Below are 22,734 nucleotides of genomic sequence, written 5' to 3' on the forward strand. Positions count from 1 at the left end.
TGGGCAGGTAACTTCGATTCGAAAGCGCAGCTGCAGGGATTTGTAGATGAAAATTTCGGACAGTATGATGATCTGAGACTGATGTACGGTTTTGAAGACATCAGCTTTGCTTCTCTTGCCAATTCTGAAATTGAGCATATCTTCAATGATGTGGTAGATAAAAATGCTAATAATTCGTTTGTTTTCCAAAGAAAAGAACTGACTTCACAATATCCTCTGGAGCAGGCGCAGGCTGAATCAAAAGCTGCCAGTAAGCCAGAGCTGCATTACCTTACAACCTATTTTTATGAAGGATAAAACTACATCTGCTATAAAAGTATTTGCTGAAAAATAGAATAAAACGTACCTTTTCTCTCGGAAACGGTACGTTTTTTAGTTAAAATAACTCCTATGGCAAAACCCTTTAACAGAACAGTTACTTTATTCGGGATCTACAAACAGCTCGTTCCATTTATAAAACCTTACCGTTTAATGATTTACGGGACGCTCTTTCTCACTTTTTTAGGAGCTCTCGCAGCCCAGGTCAATCCTATTGTATTAAAATATACGGTAGATGAGGTGACAGAGCTTACCCATCTTCCGCATCCGATGTCTGAGGGCATTCATATTCTGGTGGTGATCTCCATTATTTTACTGGGAAAAGAGCTGCTTAATATTTTTATCAACTTCGGACAGAAATTTTACGGTGAAAAAATAAGGATTAACGTAAGCTCTGTTCTGGCACAGTCTGCTATTGATAAAATATTGATGTACCGGGTGGCCTATTTCAATGATGAGAATCATGAATCCGGAAAATTACAGATCAGGATAGACCGTGGAATAGAAAGTTTAACAAGGCTGGTACAGAATTTTTTCATCGATATACTGCCGCTTTTTTCCAATGCTATTATTGCCCTGATCATCATGTATATGCAGAATGTATATGTAGGAATGGTTTCTACCATCATTATTCCCATCTATTTTTATATAAGTTCATTACAGGCAAAAAAGCTTGGAGGAGTACGCCGCCAGCTCAGAAACCAAAGGGAAAGAAAGACTTCAGGACTTTTAAACCTGATCAACTCTATTATGGTGATCAAAAGCTTTGTCCGGGAAAAATTTGAAGGCAAAAAGCAGTATGACCTGCAGATGGAGCTTATGGAAAGCCAGATGTTCACCAGAAAAACGAATTTTATCTACGATGGTTTAAAAACATTCATCGAGCAGTTCGGTGTGGTTTTAATTATTCTTCTGACGGTTTATCTGGTGCTGGATCAGCAGATGACCATTGGGGCGATCATGCTTCATATCATGCTGTTCAACAATATATCTGCTCCTATACGCCAGCTGCACAGAATCTACGATGATATGAATGATGCTATGATCTATGCTGAAGGTTATTTTGAAATCCTTAATGCAGATGATGAAAAAGAACCGAACGGAACTTTTATTGAAAAGGAGATTAAAGGTAATTTTGAACTGAAAAATGTAGATTTCAGCTATCCCAACGGAACAAAAGCCCTGAACGATGTCTCCATGAAGATAGAGAACGGAAAAACTACTGCATTAGTAGGGTTGAGTGGAGCCGGAAAATCAACGGTGATCAATCTTCTCTGTAAATTTTACCTTCCTGATTCCGGAGAAATTTTGCTGGACGGGGTCAATCTAAATAATTTTGATAATACCTTCCTGAGAGACGACCTTGGCCTGGTATTACAGAAAAACCATATTTTTCAGGGAAGCATTGAGGACAATATCCGGTATGGCAATATGAATGCCAGTTTTGAGGAAATTCAGGAAGCTTCAAAAAAAGCCTATCTTCATGATCAGATCCTCGATCTTCCGGATGGCTATCAGCATGATGCTACCCAGCTTTCAGGAGGCCAGCAGCAGAGGATTGCCATTGCGAGGTTATTTCTGAAAGATCCACCTATTATTTTCCTGGATGAGCCAACTGCGAGCCTGGATGCTATTGCTACTGAACAGATCAAAAATTCACTGGATGCCATCAAAGAAGGCCGTACGGTGGTTATTATTTCCCACTCACTGTCGCAGATCCTGGATTCCGACACTATTTATGTGATGAAGAAAGGAAGAGTAGTGGAGAGTGGTACTCATGATGAATTGGTTCAGATGAATGGTACATACCGCGAGATTTTTGATGCATCTGCCCGAAGCTTGAATCTGGATAAGCTGGTAAGTACTTTTAAAGATAACTAATAATCTTTTACATTGATTTTTAAGAAAGAAACTGGTTTTTATTTCCAACAGATTCTACAGCTTTCACAAATCTTAAATTTTTTTATAAATCTGCCGAATCAGCTCAACCTGTGAGAGAATATATTACAATATCATTTTAAAATTTCACATTAAATGCAAAGTTTTATCATAAGTCCAATCTAAAGCACTCACGATAAAACTTTGCGATAAAAAAATGAAGTTACTCTGCTTTTTCAGCAACCTGATAAGCACCTACATCTGCTCCAAAAGCAATATTGATTCTATTGTAACTGTTGATCGCAATCACAGCCATGGTAAGATCCAGCATTTCAGTTTCAGAAAAATGTCTGCTGACTTCGGAATAAATTTCGTCAGAGATTTCCCTGCCATTTAAAGACGTTAAGCTTTCCGCCCAAAGCAATCCGGCTTTTTCTCTATCCGTATAAAAAGAGCATTCTCTCCAGGCGCTTACCAGAAAAATTCGTTGTTCAGTTTCGCCTTTGGCTCTTAATTCCTTCGAGTGCATATCCAGGCAGAAAGCACACCCGTTCATCTGTGAAACACGGAAATACAGAAGCTCCAGAAATGAGCTGTCTAGTGATGAGTGCTGTACCTGAAACCCCATATTATGGAGGGCGTTTACAGCTTTGTTTCCCATTGCAAATACATTGATTCTTTGTGACATAATAATTTGTTTTTTGATTGATTATGACACAAATGTAGATCGGAATTTTCCGGAATTTTTTTACATATGATAAAAAACTATTTCTGAGCTCTGATCCTGCTTAAAGAAACCTGGGTGATTCCAATATAATCTGCCAGGTCCCCAAGACTGATTCGTTGGATGAGATCAGGTTTCTGCTTCAGAAAATTATTGTACCGTTTTTTACCGTCGTCCTCAAGCATTTCGCTGATCCGTCCCATCATATTGATCGGAGCTTTTGAATACAGTTTACTGAAAAGTGTTTCTGCCGTATGGTATTTTTTGCATAGCCCCTCGATAACATCTTTATGTATGCGCAAAACTTCACATGGTTCCAGTGCGACAATCATATATTTTGAAGCATTACCGGTCAGAAAACCGTTCAGTTCTGTGAAGAAAGAATTTTCTGCAAAAAAAGTCATGATAAAATCTTTATCTCCATTATCAAAAAACAGCTTTACCAGACCTTTTTCAAGGAAATAAAAATACCTGCAGGTTTCATCTGCTTTTAAAATAAAGTCTCCTTTTCTGTAAGTTTTTGTCTCTAAATTTGATGTGAGAGCTTCCATTACAGATTGTTCCGGTTTTATAATACTTTCAATGGTTTGGGTGAAACGGGGAGAATTCATATTTAAAATATCGTTTATAAAGAAACTAAATATAATAAAAAAGCATCTACATTTATATTTTGTACACCAAAAAAGATTGATAGATTTGTCATATCAATATGAATGATCACTATCTTAAAAAACTCGACAGGGTAACGGCTATTCTTACACAATTACAGTCAAAACCGACCGTAAGGGCACAGGACCTTGCTGCAAAATTTGATGTCAGCATCCGCACGATCTACCGGGATGTCAAAACGCTGGAAAATGCCGGCATTCCTATTATAGGAGAAGCTGGAAACGGGTATTCCCTGATGGATGGCTATAAGCTTCCACCTATTATGTTTACAAAAGAGGAGGTATTGAGTTTTATCACTGCGGAAAAACTGATGCAGAAATTTTCTCACCAGAGCCTTGGAAATCATTACCAGATGGCCATGGAAAAAGTACGGTCAGTTCTTCGGAATTCAGATAAAAACCTGATCCGGAATATTGAAAAGCAGATTGATGTTTATAACCATCTTCCACAGACCAATGATACGATCAAAAATGTGATTCCTACTATTCTGGAAAGTATTGCAGATAAAACACAGCTTATTATTGAATATAAAACAGTTGATTCCCGAGTAACAAACAGGACTATTGAGGCAGTTGGTATTTTCTTTGAATTCAATTACTGGTATATTATGGCTTTCTGTACCATGAGAAAAGATTTCAGGCAGTTTCGTGTCGACAGGATTCAGCAGATTTTAAAAACCCAGAACCCTTTCTCGCAGGAGTATGGACAGATCAATGATTACAGGAGATATTCAAACGGAGAGAAAACCAGGGTCAGGCTTTTAGTTGAGAAAAAAATAATAGGACATATCGTTAATTCAAGGAAGTATTATGGATTTATTGAAGAAACGGAAACAGAACAGGGAATTGAAATGATCTTTGATACGGAATGGATAGATGAAGGCTTTCCGAGGTGGCTGATTACTTTTGCAGATTATGCGACTATTTTGGAACCGGAATCTTTAAAAACAAAGCTTAGGAATTTGGCGGCAACTATTTCAAAAAGAGTGGAATAAGAAACATAAATTCAGGCTTCACGAATGTGAAGCCTGAATTTTAGAAATTGATATCTGAATAAAAAGCTTTGCTTAAACTGAATGACAAAATAAAAACAACAAAGTCTGAGTGTCTGTATTTAATAAATGGATAATTTGAATGATTTGTTCTATGATTCTGCCATTTCCTTTTTCTGCCTGTTTTGAATCATCATTTTCAGTTTAAACAAAGGCATTAACGATCCTAAAATCTCTCCCAAAAAAAAGGAGGTTCAATTCCTAATGCTCTCAGGTAGGTATAGCCCTGTCCGCGGTGATGGATTTCATTATCCACGAAATAAAGAATATTCTGATATACCGGGAATTCATACTGTCCGAATAAATTGAAAGTTTCCTGGAAACGCTCTTCAGTAATCTGGCTGAAATAACGGTTGATTACTTCTGTTTCTTCATCCCATTTTTTCAGAAGTTCTTCTTTGGTTTTTGGGTTGAAGCCTTCCTCATTGTAGGCTTCCATGTTTTTGTCAACTATTCCTTTTAAAGCAGGTCCGCCGATGCTGATAAGTTCTACCGCCAGTTTTGCGAAAGGTCTCATGCCCCCTACAGAAAATTCAAATAATTCTTTCTCAGGGAAAGCTTCGATTACTCTTCTTGTCAGATTTCTGTGTCCTTGCCAATGCTCTAATAATTGCTCGGATGTCATGAACTGTTTTGTGGCTGTTGCTGTAGTTGTCATAATTGTATTGTTTATTTTGTTATTGTTGATACAAAGGTATGACAGGGTTATGACAACAGTTTGTCAGTAGGATTTTTGATATTAAAAAATATTTTATTTCTTTACTGAAATATCTATACCTGTTTTTCCGTTAGAGAGAAAGTGTATGGGTAAAAAGAAATTGATCCCTATTAGAATTTTACAATGAAGAAGTATATTTTGCCTGTTATTCCGGCTCTTTTATTAATATCCTGTAATAAAATTGAGGAAAAAATTGACCAGACTATTCAGAAAACCACCGAAACCGTTCAGCAGAAAGCTCAGAAGGCTGTTGAAGAAACAGTGAAGAACACCGTCAGTGAATCAATCAATTCTTTAACGAATTCCCAGGATGTAAAATTCAGCCAGGTATTTCCCGATGGAGGAAAACCTGTAGTCTCAGAAGACACCGGAAAGAAATTTAAATTTCCTAACGGTTCCGAAGGCTATATTTTCAAATATAAATCGGATATCGCAGTACTGCTTCCTTTTTTGGAAAAACAGGCCTCTTCCGACGAAAACAAATCAGATAAAACAGCCCGTAAAATAGATGGGCAAAGCATCATTGACAAAATAAGTTTTGTTTCAAAATTTCTTCCTGAAAATACCTTTGATACCAGTTTTTTAGAAGATATTAAAAATGATAAAAATATAGAATATTACAAGCTGAAAAGGTTTCCCCACAACAGTACAATAATCTATAACCCCAAAAACCAGACCGTCATACAATATGTAGAGGTAAATAAATAATTTGTAAGTGACCGGATTTTTCCGGTCATTTTTTGTTGATTATATCTAAATAAATTCAACAGGAACGGGCTTTAGCCCGTTTAAAAAAAATCACCATCAATCCGGCTTTAGCCAAAACCTAAATCCTCCAAATTTACATCTGTGGAAATTTGTGAAATCACAACATGTAATAAAAGCAGATTTTATTAGCTATATCATCCTGAGCGCAGTCGAAGGATTCTCTCATTCAGTCAATAATAGGGTTATAACTATGCAGAGATAAAACTACGAATCATTCCTACATTTTACTTTTTAGATTATACAAAATAAAGTAATTTAGTACTATGAAAATTTATACTAAAACAGGAGATAAAGGACAGACCGCTTTATATGGCGGCACAAGAGTTTCCAAAGCCAGTGCAAGAGTGGACAGCTACGGGAATATAGACGAGCTTAATTCATTCATTGGTATTTCCAAAAGTCATATTGAGGATGAAGAAGTTTTGAAGCAGTTGAAGAAAATTCAGTTTGATCTGTTTACGGTAGGTTCAGAAGCTGCAACGCCGGTTGATAAATTAATGCTGGCCAATGGAAAATCACGTCTGCCATTGATCATTTCAGACACTGAAATTGAAGAGCTGGAGCAGTGGATGGATGCTTTTGAAGAAAAGCTGGAACCGCTTCAATACTTTATTCTTCCCGGTGGTGGAAAATCTGCAACATTTTTACATGCTGCAAGAACCATTTGCAGAAGGGCAGAACGTTCTCTTGTTTTCCTGAATGAGTCCGAAGAAGTACGTCCTGAGCTGATCAAATATTTGAACAGGCTTTCTGATTATCTTTTTGTTTTGGCAAGATATATTTCAAAAATAAACAACGAACCGGAAGAATACTGGAATCCGAATGAAAGATAAAGCACTACTTTTCATTAACGGAGATCATCCAAAAACTTTTCCGGATCCGGACCAATATGGATTAATTGCGTGTACGGACGGTGCTTTTCATTATTTGAAGCAATTAGGTTTCCCCTTAGACAAACTGGACTTTATTTCCGGTGATTTCGATTCCCATTCAGGGGCAGATGAGGACGTTTATCAAGAAAAATTTATCCTTACCCTGGACCAGGATAAAACAGATTTTCATAAAGCTTTGGAAATTATTTTAGAAAGAGGATGTCTTTCTGTAGATGTATTTGGAGGAAGCGGCGGCGAGCAGGACCATTTTTTAGGAAACCTTACCGTTGCTTATGCATTTAAAGACCGGTTGAGAATAAAGTTCTATGATGATTTTTCCGAATATTATTTTGTCCCGGAAAATTTTACCATAAAAGGGGTTAAGAACAGAATGATCTCATTGTATCCTTTTCCTACGGTTGAAAATATAACAACAACAGGATTAAACTGGCCATTGACCAATGGAAAGCTAAGCATCACTTCAAGAATAGGAACAAGAAATTTTGCGGTTGAAGATGAGGTTACCATCCGGTATCAATCCGGAGATCTGCTGTTTTTTGCAGGAATTAATGAAATAGAATATCCCGGAATATATTGAAACAATTCATAAAAATATCGGTTCTGCTTATCGCGGCATTCTGTGTTTCCTCCTGTAAAACACAGAATTTTATTCAACCTGAATATGGAAAAAATGAAGCAATAAATCCTATTGAAATCAAAAAAGTATACAATTTCAGGACGGTCGGTAATATTAAAAATTCTGAAGGCAGAACTTTGAAAGCAGGAAAATTTTACAGAAGCGGTCATCTTCACCAACTGAAGAAAAGATCATTCAAAGAAATTCAAAGCCTGGAAATACACGAAGTAATTGATCTCAGGAATTCAAAAGAAATAGTTGATAAGCCCGACCAACTTCCCGATGGTGTCATTTATAAAAAATATTCAGCCTTTGATGATGAAGGAGATCAGCTGACCCAGGCTAAAAAGCTTGTTTTAAAAGGAAAAGTAAACGGTCCCGATGCTGATAAAAGAATGATTGAATTTTACAGGGAATACGTAACGGAAAATCCCGAAGTGATCAGAAGAATCATCACTGAAATTCTGGAATCCGAACAGCCGGTCCTCTATCACTGTACTGCCGGAAAGGACAGAACAGGAATCATAACTGCTTTAATTCTGGTTATTCTAAAGTTTGATAAGGAGACAATTTACAATGATTATCTTTTATCCAATAATTACAGAGAAAAATTAGTCCGGAAAAGGCTGAATCTGGCTAATAACTTACATTTTTTATATCCCAAAATGGATGTGAAGGTTCTTGAAAAGCTGAGTTGGGTGGAAATCACTTATCTTGATGCGGCTTTTGATGAAATCAATAAGAAATATGGCTCTACCGACACTTATATTCAACAGGTGTTGGGGATTTCGGCGGATAAGAGAGAAGAATATATTAAGAAGTTTACAAATCAATAATCTGTTTAGGTTTTTGCCTGATCCTGTTTTTAAATTTATAATAAATTTAACGCTTAAAAATCAAACTTTTTTAGCAATTTTGCATTTCGTAATTCACTTGTCAAGAAATGAAAATAAAGTACTCGGAACTTATTGATCAGACATTATATTTTCCTACTGAGGAATTTAATGTTTCTGAGAACAATTTGTTATTTCACGATGTTCCTTTAATGGAAGTCGTTGAAAAATTTGGCACCCCGCTAAAAATTAGCTACCTGCCAAGAATTTCTCAAAATATCCAGAAGGCGAAAAGCTGGTTCAGGGAAGCTTTTGAGAAAGCCGAATATAAAAAGAATTATACCTACTGCTACTGTACAAAATCCAGTCATTTCAATTTTGTGCTTGAAGAGGCTCTTAAGAACGATATTTCTATCGAAACTTCTTCAGCATATGATATGGACATTGTAAAATCTCTTTATGAGAAAGGAAAAGTAGATAAAAATATTGAAGTGATTTGTAATGGATTCAAAACTGATGATTATCTGGTGAAAATTTCAGAAATGATCAACAGCGGCTTTGAAAATATTACCCCGATCCTGGATAACTACCGTGAGCTGGATAAGCTTACTGAAAGTATCGATACTACTTTCGATATCGGGATCAGAATTGCTTCAGAAGAAGAACCGAAATTCGAATTTTATACCTCAAGACTGGGGATAGGATATAGAGATATTATTCCTTATTACAGTCAGAAAATCGCTGAACATCCGAATGCAAGGCTGAAAATGCTTCACTTCTTCATTAACACGGGGATCAAGGATACTGCCTATTACTGGAACGAATTGTACAAATGTCTCCGTGTATACGCACGTTTGAAGAAAATTGCTCCGGAAGTGGATTCCTTGAATATTGGTGGCGGTTTCCCGATCAAAACTTCTTTAAACTTCGAGTACGACTATCAGTATATGGTAGAGGAAATCGTTTCTCAGATCAAAAAATTCTGTGAAGAGGAAGGAGTGGAAGAACCTAATATTTATACGGAATTCGGAAGCTTTACCGTAGGGGAAAGTGGAGCTAATCTTTATAAAATCATTTCTCAGAAACGTCAGAATGACAGAGAGAAGTGGAATATGATAGATTCTTCATTTATGACCACGCTTCCTGATACATGGGCCATTTCAAGACACTTTATCATGCTCCCATTAAACAGATGGGAAGATACCTATGAAAGAGTATTCCTTGGTGGATTAACTTGTGATTCAGATGATTATTATAACTCTGAACAGCATACGAACGCAATTTACCTGCCGGTTTTCAGTGATACAAAGCCTCTCTATATTGGATTCTTCCATACAGGAGCATACCAGGAGACGATTGGAGGATACGGTGGAGTTCACCATTGTCTGATGCCTCAGCCAAGACACGTTCTGATTCAGAAAGACGAGAACGGTGAGCTGCAGTATGAAATTTTCCGTGAAAAGCAGGAACCTGAAGATATTCTGAAAATTCTGGGTTACTAGTCATTGCGAGGAACGGGAGTGACGAAGCAATCTCATCTTAATAATCTTAACAACTTAATTGTTTATTAACGTTTCAATTTTAAATCATTAAGGCTTTTATTAAGAATCTACACTTCCCCTAGAAAAACATAAAAAATAAAGCTCTCAAAATTTGAGAGCTTTTTCCTTTAAAAATATTTTGTAAGCTTATCCAGCTCCAGTTCTTCATAATCTGTAACTACGATATCCGCTAGAGTATAATCCTGATTTTTTGAATGCGGGCTTCTGTAGGCAGCGCAGAAAATTTTCGCCCTGTTGGCGGCAAGGATTCCGTTAGTCGAATCTTCAATCACCATGCAGTTCCCTGCTGATTCTTCTGCCATCTGTGCTGCAAGAAGAAATACCTCAGGATGAGGTTTGGATTCCTTTAGCGCGGCGCCGCTTATTTTCCCGCTGAAATATTGTTCAAGCCCGAATTTTTCAAAAACCATATTGATGGTCGTCATTGTAGCCGAAGAGGCAAGGATAAGCTTAATACCATTTTCATGGTAATGCTTGATCAGCTCTCTTACTCCCGGAATCAGATCAAATTCTTCGTCATTATCAAAATAATCTTTGAAGTATGATCTTTTAATACCGGCAATGGCTTCGTGGGTATGGGCTAAATTGTATTTCTGGATCAGTGTCTCACAGACTCTTTTTGTGGAGGCTCCTGTAAAAGAGGTGTACAGGTCTTCGGAAACAGCAATTTCCAGTTCGTCAAAGGTGGCAAAATAAGCTTTTCTGTGCAGTGGTTCCGTATCTACAATAACCCCGTCCATATCGAAAAGAACAGCTTTTAAGGACATATTTTGTTTTTTTACAAAAATAACTTTTAAAATTTAAACATTAAAAAGATTTTAGGATTAAAAAATTCCGAGCCCACCACTCTTGATTTATAACTCAACGACTATTTTGTATCTTTGTGAAATAATTTAATCTTTAAATCATTTAAATTTTTAAATAAAACATGAGAACATACGCAGGAATTCCTGAAGAAAATGCAACGTTAGAGAACTCTAAAGTAATGCTGGTAACCGTTCCTTACGATGGAACTTCAACGTGGGGTAAAGGAGCTGATAAAGGCCCAGAACTATTTCTTGATGCTTCCGAAAACATGGAGCTTTATGATATTGAAACAGGAACTGAACCTTATCTTGACGGGGTATATCTGGCAGGAGAAATTTCTGAAAATTCGACTCCGGAAGCCATGACGGAAGCCGTTTACCAAAAAACCAAAGAGCTTTTGAATAACGAAGGAAAAGTATTTACTCTTTTCGGAGGGGAGCACTCGGTTTCCATAGGTTCTATCCGTGCGGTAGGAGAGAAGTTTGAAAATCTTACAGTCCTTCAGCTGGATGCTCATACCGACCTGCGTCCTGAATTCCATGGATCTACTTCTAACCATGCATGTGCGGTTTTTGAAGCAAATCAGAAGCATAACCTGGTTCAGGTGGGAATCCGTTCCATGGATGCTGAAGAAGCTCAATATCTGCCGGAAGGAAGAGTGTTTTTTGCCCATGAGATTGCTAACAATGACAATTGGATCAACGATGTCTTAGAAAAAGTTTCAGGAAATGTATATATTACGATCGACCTTGATGCTTTTGATCCGTCAATTGCTCCTTCTACAGGTACTCCGGAACCAGGTGGACTTCAGTGGTACCCAACGTTGGAATTGTTGAGAAAAGTATTTGAAAAATGTAATGTAGTAGCTTTCGATATTGTAGAATTAATGGATTCTCCGATGGCTAAGCCAACTGCTTTCCTTGCAGCTAAGTTATATTACAAAATGCTTGCTTACAACCATATTTATAACAACAACTAAAATTCCGCAAGAATCAGATTTTTTCTGCCCTATATTCTTTGGAAATTTGTGAGGTAAAAAAGAAATATTATGTCCGCACAAAGTCAGATAGATTATAACAGAATTGCCAAAGCGATAGAATATATCCAGAGCAATTTCAGGCTTCAGCCAAGTTTGGAGGAAGTGGCAGAGAATATTCACTTGAGTCCGGCTCATTTTCAGAAAATATTTACAGAATGGGCAGGAACAAGTCCTAAGAAATTTTTACAGTTTATCAGTCTTGAACACGCTAAAAATTTACTGAAGGAAGAGAAAGCGACTTTATTTGATACCGCATATGAGACGGGACTTTCCAGCACAAGTAGGCTTCATGACCTGTTTGTGAACATAGAAGGAATGTCTCCGGCAGAATATAAAAACGGCGGAAAAAGCCTGAACATCAATTACAGTTTTTCCAAAAGTCCTTTTGGATATGTAATGGCAGCATCTACGGAAAAAGGGATCTGCTACATGGCTTTTGAAGACGATAAAGAAACAGCATTGGGAAATCTGAAACTGAAATTTCCCAATGCTTCTTTTTTTGAAATACAGGATGCCCTGCAGAAAAATGCCCTGTCCATATTTGATAAAGACTGGACGAAGCTCAACACGATTAAATTACATTTAAAAGGTACCGATTTTCAGCTTAAAGTCTGGGAAAGTTTACTTTCTATTCCCATGGGAAAGCTTTCCACTTATGGAAACCTTGCTGAAAAAATAGGAAATCCGAATGCTTCCAGAGCTGTCGGAACTGCAATTGGCAGTAATCCGGTAGCATTTCTTATCCCGTGTCACCGTGTGATACAATCTACCGGAAATATTGGGGGTTACCGATGGGGAAGCGGAAGAAAGCAGCTGATCGTGGGGTGGGAAAGCTCGCAGGTTTACACGGGATAGTTTATTATTCCACCACAAAAGTCGCAAAAGTTTTTTAACACTTAAGTTATTTGAAGTTAACGGCTTTGTGAATAGTAAGTACACTTAAGTTTCATGAAAATCTTTGATTTTCTTCTTATATGAACTTTAATTATTTTTAAGCTTTTAAACTAAAATATTCCAGAGTGTTAAAAATCTTTTACGACTTTTGTGGTTAAAGAACTAATTAAAAGTCATTAATATATTATACTTTTTACAAACTCAAAATCATGAACAGCCTGTTTGAAGAAATAGCAGAGTATCCTTTGAATATTCTTTCGCATGACGGAACGGTCCACTATTATGGAAAGATTTTCAGTAAAGAAAAATCCGACTTTTTTTATGATTATCTATTGAATCAGATTCCATGGGAGAATGATGAAGCAGTGATCTTTGGAAAATTAGTTTTAACGAAAAGAAAAGTAGCCTGGTTCGGAGAAAAAGCGTTTGAATATACCTATTCAAAACGGACAAAATTGGCGAAATTCTGGACTCCAGAACTATTGGAATTAAAGAAAAAATGTGAAGAGGTCTCCGGAGAAACCTACAATTCCTGCCTTCTTAATCTCTATCACGATGGAAGTGAAGGAATGGCCTACCATAGTGACGGGGAAAAAGATCTTAAAAAACATGGGGCTATTGCTTCTCTCACTTTCGGGGCCGAACGAAAGTTTTTATTTAAGCATAAAACAACCAAAGAGAAGGTTGAAATATTTCTTGAAAACGGAAGTCTTCTGATCATGAAAGGAACAACACAGGAAAACTGGCTGCACAGACTGCCGCCAACCACAAAAGTAAAAACTCCAAGAGTAAACCTTACTTTCAGAACGATTGAGGAATAAAAAAGATGATTGCTGAGATTCTCGAGCCACCATCTTTTGTAAGAAAGTATTAAATCTCTGCTGACTGAGGTTCTCGAAGTCAGCAGGCCCATAATAAAAATCCGGTCGCCTCGAGGCGACCGGATTTTATGTTTTCTGATATGTATATTTGACTGGTGGCTGAGGTTCTCGAAGCCACCGTTTCTTTTTATTTCAATACATCAGCTTCAATAGAGCTGTCATTGTATACCCTGATGAAAGCTTTTGTATAATCTTCCTTTGTTGCAAAATTTGGATTTGCCATAAATTTCTGAGGGTTGATGGCAAAAAGAGGCCACCAGGTGCTGCTGATCTGGATCTGGATTTTGTGTCCCTTCCTGAAAGTATGCATCACATCCTGCAATCTGAAATTCACAGCAGTTTTTTGGTTAGGCACTAACGCTTCTCCTTTTTCTCTTGAATTTCTGAATCTGGCAGGCATAATCTCGCTTCTTACCATTTGATGGTAGTTTGGATAGATCACACCGTCTTTTTTTTCTGCGGGTTTAAAATCTTCAGGGTAAACATCAATCAGCTTTACTGCAAAATCTGCATCTGTAGAAGTGGATGCAATATTCAGCTTAGCCATGATCTCTCCTGCAAAACTGATATCTTCCGTTAAAACATCCGTTGTAAATGTCAGAACATCTGGTCTGCCTACTGCAAATCTTTGGTCCTCCGACATATAGTTTTTAGGGGTAAAACCATTGAAATCCTTCAGATTGTCAGAGCTTAGAACCGGATTGTTCGGATCGCTGTAGTATTCTGAAAAACCTTGTCCTGCGGTCTTTTTTAATGAACCGTCAGTTAAATAAAAATTAATCTTCTGAGCATTCTTCGGAGGATAAGAGGCAAACTCTCTCCATTCTTTAGATCCGGTATCATACATCAGAGCTTCCGGAAGGCCGGCATCTTCTTTTGTATTTCCTTTTAAGTAATGACTGAAAAATTTAGTTTCAATATTTTTCTGATAATAGGTTGCAATGCTATCGCCGAAATAGATCTGGTTGTGGAAATGTTTTCCCTGCTCCTGTGCCCATGCACCGTGAGAGAAAGGTCCCATGACAATGGTATTTTTAGCTTTCGGGCTTGTCTTTTCTATGGTTTTGTAAATATTCAGCGGACCTGAAAGATCTTCTGCATCAAACCAGCCTCCAACAGTCATTACGGCATGGTTTACATTCTTTAAGTGAGGAAGAAGGCTTCTTTTCTGCCAGTATTCATCATAATTAGGATGATTCATAATCTCCGTCATAAAGAAGTTGTTCTTATAGTATTTTTCGTAGCCGTCCTTTAAAGTTCCCATATCTCTGTAAAACTTAAGGCCATCTTCCGAAGTCTGCTTTACGAAAGTATCCATATACCAGGCTTTATTTTCAGGCTTTGTTTTCTGAATCCCGAAAACAGGGAAAGTTCTGAAGTACCCCAGCATGAATCTTCCGTTATGAAGAAAATCATCATTCCAGAAATCTGAAATAGGAGCCTGAGGGGAGGAAGCGACCAAAGCCGGGTGCTGCGCCAATATGCCTACTGCTGTATAAAATCCCGGGTACGAAGTTCCATATTGTCCCGCCTTACCGTTATTGTCTTTAACATTTTTCAAAAGCCATTCAATGGTATCATAAGTATCCGTGCTTTCGTCTACATCTTTTTTTGTTTTGCGGTCCACCTGAGGCGTCATATTGGTGAAAGTGCCTTCGCTCATGTATCTTCCGCGAACATCCTGGAAGACAAAAATATACTTATCCTTCATCAGGAACTGGTTAGGACCCAGTTTGGTTTTGTATTCATTTTCACCGTAAGGAGCGATGCTGTAGCAGGTTCTCTGCATCAGGAAAGGATATTTGTTCTTATTTGAAATATCTTTCGGAATATATACCGCTGTGAAAAGCTTTACTCCGTCACGCATCGGAATATAGAATTCCTTTTTAGTGAAATTATCTTTTACGAAAGTATCCTTCTGGTCTGGAGTCTGTGCAACTCCAAGGATAAAAAAGAAAATAAACAAAATTGAAATATGGATCTTCATAAATAAAATTTATCGCTAATTTAAAAATAAATAGCATCCGTTCTGCTGTATACCTCAATCTTTAACGAAAAATAGGAGGAAAATGAAAAATAAGGCATATAAAATAGTTCTACTTCTTCAGTATCATATAAAACATAAACACCTGCTCCTTCTGCAAGAAATTGCAAAACCGGTCGGTTTGCTGTTGAAAAACCAGCTGGTAAGAAAATAAAAAAACACCCCCAAACGGGGATGTTTCGTAATATTTATTGAAGATTAACTATTTGAAAAATTAAGCTTTTAAATATCTTGAGTAAGCATAGCCTTCCTGACCGTCATCAGTTTTCACTTTCCACCAGTCATCAGAAGTCTGCTCGATCAAAGTTACCGATGAACCTTTTGCCGCTTTTCCTACTACAGCAGCCTCAGTAGAAGGCTCCTGTCTGATGTTAAGATTAGAATCTTCCGTAGCTACCGTTAAAGAAGCTCCTGAAGTTAGTCCTGCTACCTGTACATCAATATTGATATCTGAAGCGGAATAAGTAGAATCAATAGTTCCTAAAGCATTCCATACTGCATCTTTTGCTGCTGTACTGGAAGCGTTTCCAGTAACATAAAGAATACCATCCTGCTCCTGAACCTGAAGGTTAGAAATTCCTGCAGACTGAGCTGCTGAAACTACACTTGAATATTTATCTTGTAATGTGCTCATCTTAAAATTATTTTACCACTAGGTTATTGTTATACTTTCCGATTTTCAAAGCATCTACAGATTCTTTGATTTTTCTTGCCTGAGGGCCTGAAACATTTCCTGTAAGAGTAAGTTGTCCGTTTACAACCTCAACTTTTACAGATGGGAAATCTTTAACAGCATCCTGCACTTTTTTCTGAACCGCAGGATCTACAGCAGATGCTGTTTCCACTGGTGCAGCTGTAACCGGAGCAGCTACAGTAGACATATCCATCACTTCTTTTACGCCATTAATTGCTTTTAGTTTTGCAATCATAGCATCTTTAGACTGCTGGTCTTCGAAAGTTCCGCTTAAATGAGCCACTCCTTCTTTTACTTCTACAGAAGCATTGGGATTAGAAGTTACCACAGTTGTAGCCTGAGTCTGAAGATCGGCATCTGAAATTTTCTTTTTGCAAGACACCGCTCCAAAAGATATAGCTACAGCTAATGCAGCCATTGCGATAGTTTTTTTCATAGTTGTATATTTATTAATGTTGTTAATACAATCAAATGTAATAATAAAATTTGTACCAAAATAATAAAAGCTCAATAAATGTTTCTTAAATTTTTTACAATATTTTCGGAATCAGCGTTTTAATTTTAATGTATTAAAAACTTAACTCAATCTTAACTGAATTCAGACAAAATCTTATACCAATTGAAAAACTATTATATTTGCGGGAATTGAACTATATATATGAAAGGACAAAATAAACTTTTTATTGCCATTATCATTGCACTTATCATGGGAGTAGGAATCGGAGGTCTTGTACATGTACAGTATCCCGAAAGTGCAGAACCGTTTTCCAAAAATATCAAATTGCTGGGAACCGTTTTTATCAGGCTGGTACAGATGATTATTGCGCCGCTGGTTTTTACCACGCTCGTAGTGGGAATTGCCAAAATGAGTGATATCAAAATGATCGGAAGAGTAGGAACGAAAGCAATGCTGTGGTTTATCAGCGCTTCATTGGTTTCTCTTTTTATAGGTCTGGCATTGGTAAACTGGCTGGAGCCGGGGCATGTTACCAAACTGCCTATCCAGGATGCAGCAGCTGCGGAAGATCTTTTAAAAAGTAGTAAAGGCTTTTCCCTGGAGGATTTCGTAAAGCATATGATTCCTAAAAGTTTATTTGAAGCTTTTGCCACCAATGAGGTGCTTCAGATTGTTGTTTTTTCCATTATGTTTGGGGTAGCCCTTGCTAATTTAGGGGAAGAATATTCAAAGCCGGTAGTTAAACTTTTTGATATTATTGCCCATGCCATTCTTAAAATGGTAGGCTATATCATGTGGTTTGCACCACTTGGGGTTTTGGGAGCTATCGCTGCAGTAGTGGCTATGAACGGGTTTGAAATATTCAAAGTCTATGCAATTTACCTGAGGGATTTTTTCTTTGCATTGGGTGTACTTTGGCTTGTTCTTCTATTGGTAGGCTATCTGATTTTAGGAAACCGTCTTTTTGAGCTGCTTAAAAGAATAAAAGCGCCGTTACTGATTGCTTTTTCAACGACGAGTTCAGAAGCTGTATTTCCGAAGCTTGTAGAAGAGCTTGAAAAATTCGGATGTAATAACAGGGTAGTATCCTTCATCCTCCCCTTAGGATATTCATTCAACCTTGACGGAAGCATGATGTATATGACTTTTGCTTCCATCTTTATTGCCCAGATCTATGGTATTGAAATGTCATTGGGTCAGCAGATCACAATGCTTTTGGTATTAATGCTTACTTCAAAAGGGATTGCCGGAGTTCCGAGAGCTTCACTGGTAATTATTGTGGCAACCTGTTCCATGTTTGGTATTCCGCCGGAAGGTATCGCTCTGATCCTGCCGATTGACCATTTCTGTGATATGGGAAGAAGTATGACGAATGTATTAGGAAATGCATTGGCAACTTCCGCTGTTTCCAAATGGGAAGGACAGCTTGAAAATACACCTCAGGAAGTTTAATCGAACATGACAAAACAATATATAGAGAATCATAAACAATATTTCTTTGAAAAAGGCCTTACCGTAATCAATTCGGTCTTTTCTGATGATGAGATTGAAAAGATTGCAAAAAGCATTGACAATGCGGATACCTCGAGAGAGAATTTCAGAAAATCTGATGACCTTTTTGCCGTAAGACAGTTCCTGAAGGAAGTTCCGGAAGCTAGAGATCTGATATTTAACGATGCCATTAAAACCATCGTAAGAAAATTCTTCGGAGAAAAATATTTTGCTGTAAAAAGTATTTATTTTGACAAACCAGAAACCTCAAACTGGTATGTGGCCTATCATCAGGATCTGACGATTTCAGTGGATAAAAAAATGGAAATGCAGGGCTTCGGACCGTGGACGTCCAAGAACAACCACTTTGTTGTACAGCCGCCTCTGCCATTTCTTGAAAATATATGTACCATCAGGATTCACCTGGATGATACGGATGAATATAACGGAGCGTTGAAAGTTATTCCGGGATCTCATACGAAAGGAATCTACAGGCCGGAAACCATAGACTGGAGTACAGAAACAGAAAAAATATGTGATGTGCAGAAGGGTGGTATTATGATCATGAAGCCGCTTACGCTTCACGGTTCCAACAGAACTACCGATGGAAGGAGAAGGAGAGTGATCCATATAGAGTTTTCTGATATGGAACTGCCGGAGGGTCTGAAATGGTCTGAAAGATTGAATTAAAATCCAACATTAAAATGGTATCAGACGAAAATCAATTTCCGGCCATTGATTCAAAAACTTCTAAAGGCTGGACTTTGGCTATTAAAGTTTTTTTTTCAGTATTCGTTGTATTGACACCGCTGATAATGATTTTGATGGCATGGTTTACCTTGGCTTCAGGAAACATTCAGATTGAAATAAAAATTTTAGTTGTTGTACTGGCAATATTAGTTATTGGATTATTTGTATGGCTTTTAATGGTACAAAGAAGAACAAAATCAACCACGAAAATAATTCGGGTAACAGTTGACGAAACAGGAATTCATCATTATAGCAATAAGGGTTTAGTAAAATCAATACAGTATAATCAACTGATGCAGGATCCTGGGAACGGGAAATATGACATTTTCATATACGTTGACCAGAGCGATACTGATATGGATTTGTGCTTTTATATATTTGATGATGCACTAGATAAAGTAGTAATGAAAGGGTTATTCTTAGAAGGAGATTTTGTAATTACTAATGGAAATTCATTAAAAAGGCATTTCATAAAAGGCATCAGTATGTTCAGGCCCGACTTGAAAATTGCTCCCGGTGTTCTGGATTTGTATAATCTAAAGAAGGACTTATAGACTTCCATAAAAAAATGCACTTCAAATTTACGAAGTGCATTTTTTTTGATTAGTAACATAGGGCTAATAAAATTGAGATTCAGTCACCTTAGATTCTGTTTTCCAACTTTCCTTACCATTATTTCACAGAAATTTCATCAATAAAGATATAAGCCTCACCGCCGGCTCCCTGATGCCATTCCGGGAGTTTTCCGTAGTAGTATGCCTTTACTTTGATGTAGCGGGCTTCCGTCGGAAGAATTTCTGTTCCGAAATCCTTGATCTGTACTTTTTCATCTTTAGAATCTATGGTATTATCTAAAGTTTTCAGAAGGACAAAGTCTTTCCCGTTCATGGAAGCATAATATTCTACTTTTTTAGGCATCAGGATCCAGGCTCTGCTGTCCTGAAGATAAGTGGATGATAATTTAGTAATTTGTTGTGGAGATTTTAAATCGATCACGGCTTCAAAATCCTGGCCCTGATAGCCGTGCCATTCACCCTTTCTCCAGTTTATATCACCGTTGATCCCGTCAATCAGAGCCAGTTTCCCACTGGCAGTATATTGTGGATTAACTTTTGAATTGACGGTAATATCCCAATAATTAGGCCTTCTGTTGAAATTGGCTGCTGTGACTGAGCTTTTTTCGCCGTTTCTTTCCGAATAGGCAAGAACCTGTGTTGTTTTACTGATCGTGAAAGGGCCTTTATATGCGGTAAAAGTTTTTCTTACGTTGGCGTCACTGTCACTCAAAGTCATATAGTATACTTTGTCACCCGGATTCAGTGGTGTGATCTGTACTTTGGCAGAAAAATCGAAGATCCTGTCGGAGGTAATGACCGGAGCCGGAGTCAGCGGTATATATTTAAAATCCTTTAGTGGCTTGCTGTTTTCAAAACCTAATTTCTGCAGTTCGGATCTGCTGGTGTTCTTGGTAATTATTTTCGTGCTGCCGTCTTCCAGATGAATTTTAACCTCATCAAAATAGGGCGTGGTTGTCTGCCATTCGGGCAATCCAGGTGTTACAGAATAAATTCCCAGTGAGCTTAAAATATACCATGCACTCATCTGGCCACAGTCTTCATTTCCGATGAGACCGTCCGGAGTGTTTTTATAAAAATGATCAAGAATATATTTAATCTTGGCATCTGTTTTTTCCGGTTTTCCCACATAGTTGTATAAATAAGCAATGTGGTGGCTTGGTTCGTTCCCCTGGGCATATTGCCCCATCAATCCTGTAATGTCTGCCTGCTCTCTTCCGGTTGTTTTATCCGGTGCCGCAAAAATAGCATCAATGAACTGTTCAAATTTTTCCTTTCCGCCATGAGCTGCGATCAGTTCCGGAATATCCTGCTGTACCGAATAGGAATAATGCCAGGAATTTCCTTCTGTATAATTATTGTTGACTTCCGCCGGATCAAAAGGTTCATACCAGTTTCCGTTCTTTCTGGGCTGTATAAAGCCGTTGTTTGGATTGTAAAGGTTTTTCCAGTTCTGCGAACGCTTCATGAAGTACTGATAATCTTCTTTTTTGCCCAAAACCTTAGCCATTTGGGCAATACACCAGTCGTCGTAGGCATATTCCACCGTTTTTGATACACTTTCATGTTCATCATCCATACTGATGTAATTGTTCTGCTTATAAGCATTTAAGCCGAAAATATCCAGCATGGCAGAATTTTTAGAAGCTTCGAATGCTTTTTCATAATCAAAGCCCTGAATGCCTTTCGCCATCGCATCTGCAATTACAGAAACAGAATGGTAACCGATCATGCATTCCGTTTCATTGGAAGCCAGTTCCCAAACCGGAAGTTTTCCGCCCTGTTCATACTGCTTGATGAAAGTATTGATGAAATCTGCTGTTCTTTTTCTGTCGATCAGCGTCATCAGCGGATGGGCAGCTCTGAAAGTATCCCAAAGAGAGAAGACAGAATAATAATCAGATCCATTAGTGGTGTGGAGTTTGTTATCGCGGCCTCTGTATTTTCCATCTACATCCATATTGATATTCGGTTGCGTAAAAACGTGGTAAAGGGCTGTATAGAAGACAGAAAGTTTATCCTTATCATCAGATTTGACTTCAATTTTTGACAGCTCCCTGTTCCAATCATTTTCGGCCAGTTTTTTTACGGTTTCGAAATCATTGGATTTTCCTTCTGCCATCATATTTTTTTCTGTTCCTTCATAACCTGTCGGGGAGATCGCCACTTTTACGCTGATCTTTTCTCCTTTTTTAACATCTGCCGAAAATGCCAGGGCGAGTTTTGTTCCTGTGAAAAGTTTGTCTTCTTGCCTTCCGTTAACCTCTTTTTTCGATATTTTCATAGGTTTTGAAAATTCAATTCTCGCGTAGATGTACTGATTGGCAGCCCAGGCTTCACTTCTTCTGAACACTTCAATGGTTTTATCATCAATGATCTTTACTTCACCTTCCAGCAGTTTATCCCTGTGGTTAAGGTCTAGGATAATATTAGCCTTACCGGAATTGTTAAAGGTATATTCGTGGTAGCCGACTCTTTGGGTAGTGGTAAGACGGACATCAATATTGCTTTTGTCTAATTTGACGGAATAAAATCCGGCTGATGCTTTTTCATTTTTATGCGAAAACTTAGAAGAATAATCCTTAGAGCTTAAACTTGTATTCCCCATCGTAGGCATCAGCATAATATCTCCGTAATCCGATACTCCTGTTCCGTTGAGGTGCGTATGAGAAAAGCCATAGATTACAGAATCAGAATAATGATAACCGCTGCATCCGTCCCAGCTCCCATCTATCCTTGTATCGGGAGAAAGTTGTACCATTCCGAACGGTACAATAGCTCCGGGAAAGGTGTGGCCATGACCTCCGGTTCCTATAAAAGGATTTACATACTGCGAATAATTCTGGGAATAGATAATCTGGGCAATACATAGTGAGAAAACTGCCAGGCTTTTTTTCATATCATAATTTTATGCAGCGAATATATTGAAAAAACGGCAGAACGGAATGTAATGAAAAAAGACCGGAATTGTCTACAAACAGGGCCTAGTTCAAAGGATTATTGATTTTATATGTTGAATATATTTTTACAGATGGCTGTGCTTTAATTTAGGTTTTGGCTAAAGCCGGATGA

General features: G+C 37.8%; 21 protein-coding genes. 13 read left to right on the top strand and 8 right to left on the bottom strand.

All coding sequences use genetic code 11. The features are described from left to right. Positions 1-471 precede the first annotated feature (471 nt). On the top strand, positions 472-2,199 hold the full coding sequence (locus AC4IFE_RS00355; RefSeq protein ID WP_490754794.1) for an ABC transporter ATP-binding protein: 1,728 nt from the start codon (positions 472-474) through the stop codon (positions 2,197-2,199). Between the two features lie 220 nt (positions 2,200-2,419). Here AC4IFE_RS00355 and AC4IFE_RS00360 read toward each other — a convergent pair whose 3' ends face one another. Continuing rightward, the gene (locus AC4IFE_RS00360) at positions 2,420-2,884 is read right to left on the bottom strand and encodes a carboxymuconolactone decarboxylase family protein (protein WP_490753996.1); all 465 of its coding nucleotides are present in this window, start codon (positions 2,882-2,884) and stop codon (positions 2,420-2,422) included. A 77-nt stretch (positions 2,885-2,961) separates the two neighbouring features. Next, positions 2,962-3,531, bottom strand: a complete 570-nt coding sequence (locus AC4IFE_RS00365) for a Crp/Fnr family transcriptional regulator (RefSeq protein ID WP_490753997.1) — start codon at positions 3,529-3,531, stop codon at positions 2,962-2,964. Positions 3,532-3,629: 98 nt separating this feature from the next. Between AC4IFE_RS00365 and AC4IFE_RS00370 the strand changes: the two genes are divergently transcribed. After that, the gene (locus tag AC4IFE_RS00370; RefSeq protein WP_490753998.1) at positions 3,630-4,583 is read left to right on the top strand and encodes a helix-turn-helix transcriptional regulator; all 954 of its coding nucleotides are present in this window, start codon (positions 3,630-3,632) and stop codon (positions 4,581-4,583) included. Between the two features lie 223 nt (positions 4,584-4,806). Here AC4IFE_RS00370 and AC4IFE_RS00375 read toward each other — a convergent pair whose 3' ends face one another. Further along, positions 4,807-5,298, bottom strand: a complete 492-nt coding sequence (locus tag AC4IFE_RS00375; RefSeq protein ID WP_490754000.1) for a DinB family protein — start codon at positions 5,296-5,298, stop codon at positions 4,807-4,809. Between the two features lie 183 nt (positions 5,299-5,481). On the opposite strand from AC4IFE_RS00375, the gene AC4IFE_RS00380 reads away from it, so the two are divergent. The 5 genes from AC4IFE_RS00380 to AC4IFE_RS00400 all read left to right on the top strand — a co-directional run bounded on the left by AC4IFE_RS00380 (position 5,482) and on the right by AC4IFE_RS00400 (position 9,970). Beyond that, positions 5,482-6,066, top strand: a complete 585-nt coding sequence (locus tag AC4IFE_RS00380) for a hypothetical protein (protein WP_490754001.1) — start codon at positions 5,482-5,484, stop codon at positions 6,064-6,066. Between the two features lie 323 nt (positions 6,067-6,389). After that, on the top strand, positions 6,390-6,959 hold the full coding sequence (locus tag AC4IFE_RS00385; RefSeq protein ID WP_116010911.1) for a cob(I)yrinic acid a,c-diamide adenosyltransferase: 570 nt from the start codon (positions 6,390-6,392) through the stop codon (positions 6,957-6,959). After that, positions 6,949-7,596, top strand: coding sequence for a thiamine diphosphokinase (locus AC4IFE_RS00390; RefSeq protein WP_490754003.1), 648 nt, complete (start codon positions 6,949-6,951; stop codon positions 7,594-7,596). The genes AC4IFE_RS00385 and AC4IFE_RS00390 overlap by 11 nt, the downstream gene beginning before the upstream one ends. Next, entirely contained in the window at positions 7,593-8,471 is an 879-nt protein-coding gene (locus AC4IFE_RS00395; protein ID WP_490754004.1) for a tyrosine-protein phosphatase, read from the top strand. The genes AC4IFE_RS00390 and AC4IFE_RS00395 overlap by 4 nt, the downstream gene beginning before the upstream one ends. A 107-nt stretch (positions 8,472-8,578) precedes the next feature. After that, positions 8,579-9,970: a type III PLP-dependent enzyme domain-containing protein gene (locus AC4IFE_RS00400; protein ID WP_034704591.1), complete on the top strand. Its 1,392-nt coding sequence runs from the start codon at positions 8,579-8,581 to the stop codon at positions 9,968-9,970. 167 nt (positions 9,971-10,137) lie between these two features. Here the strand turns inward: AC4IFE_RS00400 and AC4IFE_RS00405 are convergent, their stop codons facing one another. Then, entirely contained in the window at positions 10,138-10,797 is a 660-nt protein-coding gene (locus AC4IFE_RS00405) for an HAD family hydrolase (RefSeq protein WP_490754006.1), read from the bottom strand. A gap of 161 nt (positions 10,798-10,958) precedes the next feature. Between AC4IFE_RS00405 and speB the strand changes: the two genes are divergently transcribed. The 3 genes from speB (at position 10,959) to AC4IFE_RS00420 (ending at position 13,591) form a co-directional block, all read left to right on the top strand. Continuing rightward, complete coding sequence (speB, locus tag AC4IFE_RS00410) at positions 10,959-11,816, top strand: agmatinase (protein WP_490754008.1); 858 nt, start codon at positions 10,959-10,961, stop codon at positions 11,814-11,816. A gap of 69 nt (positions 11,817-11,885) precedes the next feature. Beyond that, entirely contained in the window at positions 11,886-12,731 is an 846-nt protein-coding gene (locus tag AC4IFE_RS00415; protein WP_490754009.1) for a bifunctional helix-turn-helix domain-containing protein/methylated-DNA--[protein]-cysteine S-methyltransferase, read from the top strand. A 248-nt stretch (positions 12,732-12,979) separates the two neighbouring features. Continuing rightward, positions 12,980-13,591: an alpha-ketoglutarate-dependent dioxygenase AlkB family protein gene (locus tag AC4IFE_RS00420; protein WP_490754010.1), complete on the top strand. Its 612-nt coding sequence runs from the start codon at positions 12,980-12,982 to the stop codon at positions 13,589-13,591. A 187-nt stretch (positions 13,592-13,778) separates the two neighbouring features. On the opposite strand, the gene AC4IFE_RS00425 is transcribed toward AC4IFE_RS00420, so the two are convergent. The 3 genes from AC4IFE_RS00425 to AC4IFE_RS00435 form a co-directional block, all read right to left on the bottom strand. After that, positions 13,779-15,638 (bottom strand): CocE/NonD family hydrolase, encoded by a 1,860-nt coding sequence (locus tag AC4IFE_RS00425; RefSeq protein ID WP_490754011.1) that lies wholly within the window; start codon positions 15,636-15,638, stop codon positions 13,779-13,781. Between the two features lie 271 nt (positions 15,639-15,909). Continuing rightward, positions 15,910-16,329, bottom strand: coding sequence for an SH3 domain-containing protein (locus tag AC4IFE_RS00430; protein ID WP_111956680.1), 420 nt, complete (start codon positions 16,327-16,329; stop codon positions 15,910-15,912). A 7-nt stretch (positions 16,330-16,336) separates the two neighbouring features. Next, positions 16,337-16,825 (bottom strand): BON domain-containing protein, encoded by a 489-nt coding sequence (locus AC4IFE_RS00435; protein ID WP_111956682.1) that lies wholly within the window; start codon positions 16,823-16,825, stop codon positions 16,337-16,339. Between the two features lie 222 nt (positions 16,826-17,047). Here AC4IFE_RS00435 and AC4IFE_RS00440 point away from each other — a divergent pair, with 222 nt between their 5' ends. From AC4IFE_RS00440 to AC4IFE_RS00450, 3 genes are read left to right on the top strand one after another with little or no spacing between them, the layout of a single operon-like run. Next, positions 17,048-18,298: a dicarboxylate/amino acid:cation symporter gene (locus tag AC4IFE_RS00440; RefSeq protein WP_490754013.1), complete on the top strand. Its 1,251-nt coding sequence runs from the start codon at positions 17,048-17,050 to the stop codon at positions 18,296-18,298. A 6-nt stretch (positions 18,299-18,304) separates the two neighbouring features. Beyond that, positions 18,305-19,027: a phytanoyl-CoA dioxygenase family protein gene (locus AC4IFE_RS00445; RefSeq protein WP_490754014.1), complete on the top strand. Its 723-nt coding sequence runs from the start codon at positions 18,305-18,307 to the stop codon at positions 19,025-19,027. Positions 19,028-19,041: 14 nt separating this feature from the next. Further along, the gene (locus AC4IFE_RS00450; RefSeq protein WP_490754016.1) at positions 19,042-19,641 is read left to right on the top strand and encodes a hypothetical protein; all 600 of its coding nucleotides are present in this window, start codon (positions 19,042-19,044) and stop codon (positions 19,639-19,641) included. Between the two features lie 118 nt (positions 19,642-19,759). Here the strand turns inward: AC4IFE_RS00450 and AC4IFE_RS00455 are convergent, their stop codons facing one another. After that, a complete protein-coding gene (locus AC4IFE_RS00455; protein ID WP_490754018.1) occupies positions 19,760-22,561 on the bottom strand; it encodes a GH92 family glycosyl hydrolase in 2,802 nt (933 codons plus the stop codon). Between the last annotated feature and the right edge of the window lie 173 nt (positions 22,562-22,734).

Source organism: Chryseobacterium sp. UF-81 (genome assembly GCF_058245105.1).

Bases quoted from the DNA above. Each gene is read 5' to 3' on its own strand.
- AC4IFE_RS00355 (WP_490754794.1), top strand. From the start codon at position 472: ATGATTTACGGGACGCTCTTTCTCACTTTTTTAGGAGCTCTCGCAGCC.
- AC4IFE_RS00360 (WP_490753996.1), bottom strand. From the start codon at position 2,884: ATGTCACAAAGAATCAATGTATTTGCAATGGGAAACAAAGCTGTAAAC.
- AC4IFE_RS00365 (WP_490753997.1), bottom strand. From the start codon at position 3,531: ATGAATTCTCCCCGTTTCACCCAAACCATTGAAAGTATTATAAAACCG.
- AC4IFE_RS00370 (WP_490753998.1), top strand. From the start codon at position 3,630: ATGAATGATCACTATCTTAAAAAACTCGACAGGGTAACGGCTATTCTT.
- AC4IFE_RS00375 (WP_490754000.1), bottom strand. From the start codon at position 5,298: ATGACAACTACAGCAACAGCCACAAAACAGTTCATGACATCCGAGCAA.
- AC4IFE_RS00380 (WP_490754001.1), top strand. From the start codon at position 5,482: ATGAAGAAGTATATTTTGCCTGTTATTCCGGCTCTTTTATTAATATCC.
- AC4IFE_RS00385 (WP_116010911.1), top strand. From the start codon at position 6,390: ATGAAAATTTATACTAAAACAGGAGATAAAGGACAGACCGCTTTATAT.
- AC4IFE_RS00390 (WP_490754003.1), top strand. From the start codon at position 6,949: ATGAAAGATAAAGCACTACTTTTCATTAACGGAGATCATCCAAAAACT.
- AC4IFE_RS00400 (WP_034704591.1), top strand. From the start codon at position 8,579: ATGAAAATAAAGTACTCGGAACTTATTGATCAGACATTATATTTTCCT.
- AC4IFE_RS00405 (WP_490754006.1), bottom strand. From the start codon at position 10,797: ATGTCCTTAAAAGCTGTTCTTTTCGATATGGACGGGGTTATTGTAGAT.
- speB (WP_490754008.1), top strand. From the start codon at position 10,959: ATGAGAACATACGCAGGAATTCCTGAAGAAAATGCAACGTTAGAGAAC.
- AC4IFE_RS00415 (WP_490754009.1), top strand. From the start codon at position 11,886: ATGTCCGCACAAAGTCAGATAGATTATAACAGAATTGCCAAAGCGATA.
- AC4IFE_RS00420 (WP_490754010.1), top strand. From the start codon at position 12,980: ATGAACAGCCTGTTTGAAGAAATAGCAGAGTATCCTTTGAATATTCTT.
- AC4IFE_RS00425 (WP_490754011.1), bottom strand. From the start codon at position 15,638: ATGAAGATCCATATTTCAATTTTGTTTATTTTCTTTTTTATCCTTGGA.
- AC4IFE_RS00430 (WP_111956680.1), bottom strand. From the start codon at position 16,329: ATGAGCACATTACAAGATAAATATTCAAGTGTAGTTTCAGCAGCTCAG.
- AC4IFE_RS00435 (WP_111956682.1), bottom strand. From the start codon at position 16,825: ATGAAAAAAACTATCGCAATGGCTGCATTAGCTGTAGCTATATCTTTT.
- AC4IFE_RS00440 (WP_490754013.1), top strand. From the start codon at position 17,048: ATGAAAGGACAAAATAAACTTTTTATTGCCATTATCATTGCACTTATC.
- AC4IFE_RS00445 (WP_490754014.1), top strand. From the start codon at position 18,305: ATGACAAAACAATATATAGAGAATCATAAACAATATTTCTTTGAAAAA.
- AC4IFE_RS00450 (WP_490754016.1), top strand. From the start codon at position 19,042: ATGGTATCAGACGAAAATCAATTTCCGGCCATTGATTCAAAAACTTCT.
- AC4IFE_RS00455 (WP_490754018.1), bottom strand. From the start codon at position 22,561: ATGAAAAAAAGCCTGGCAGTTTTCTCACTATGTATTGCCCAGATTATC.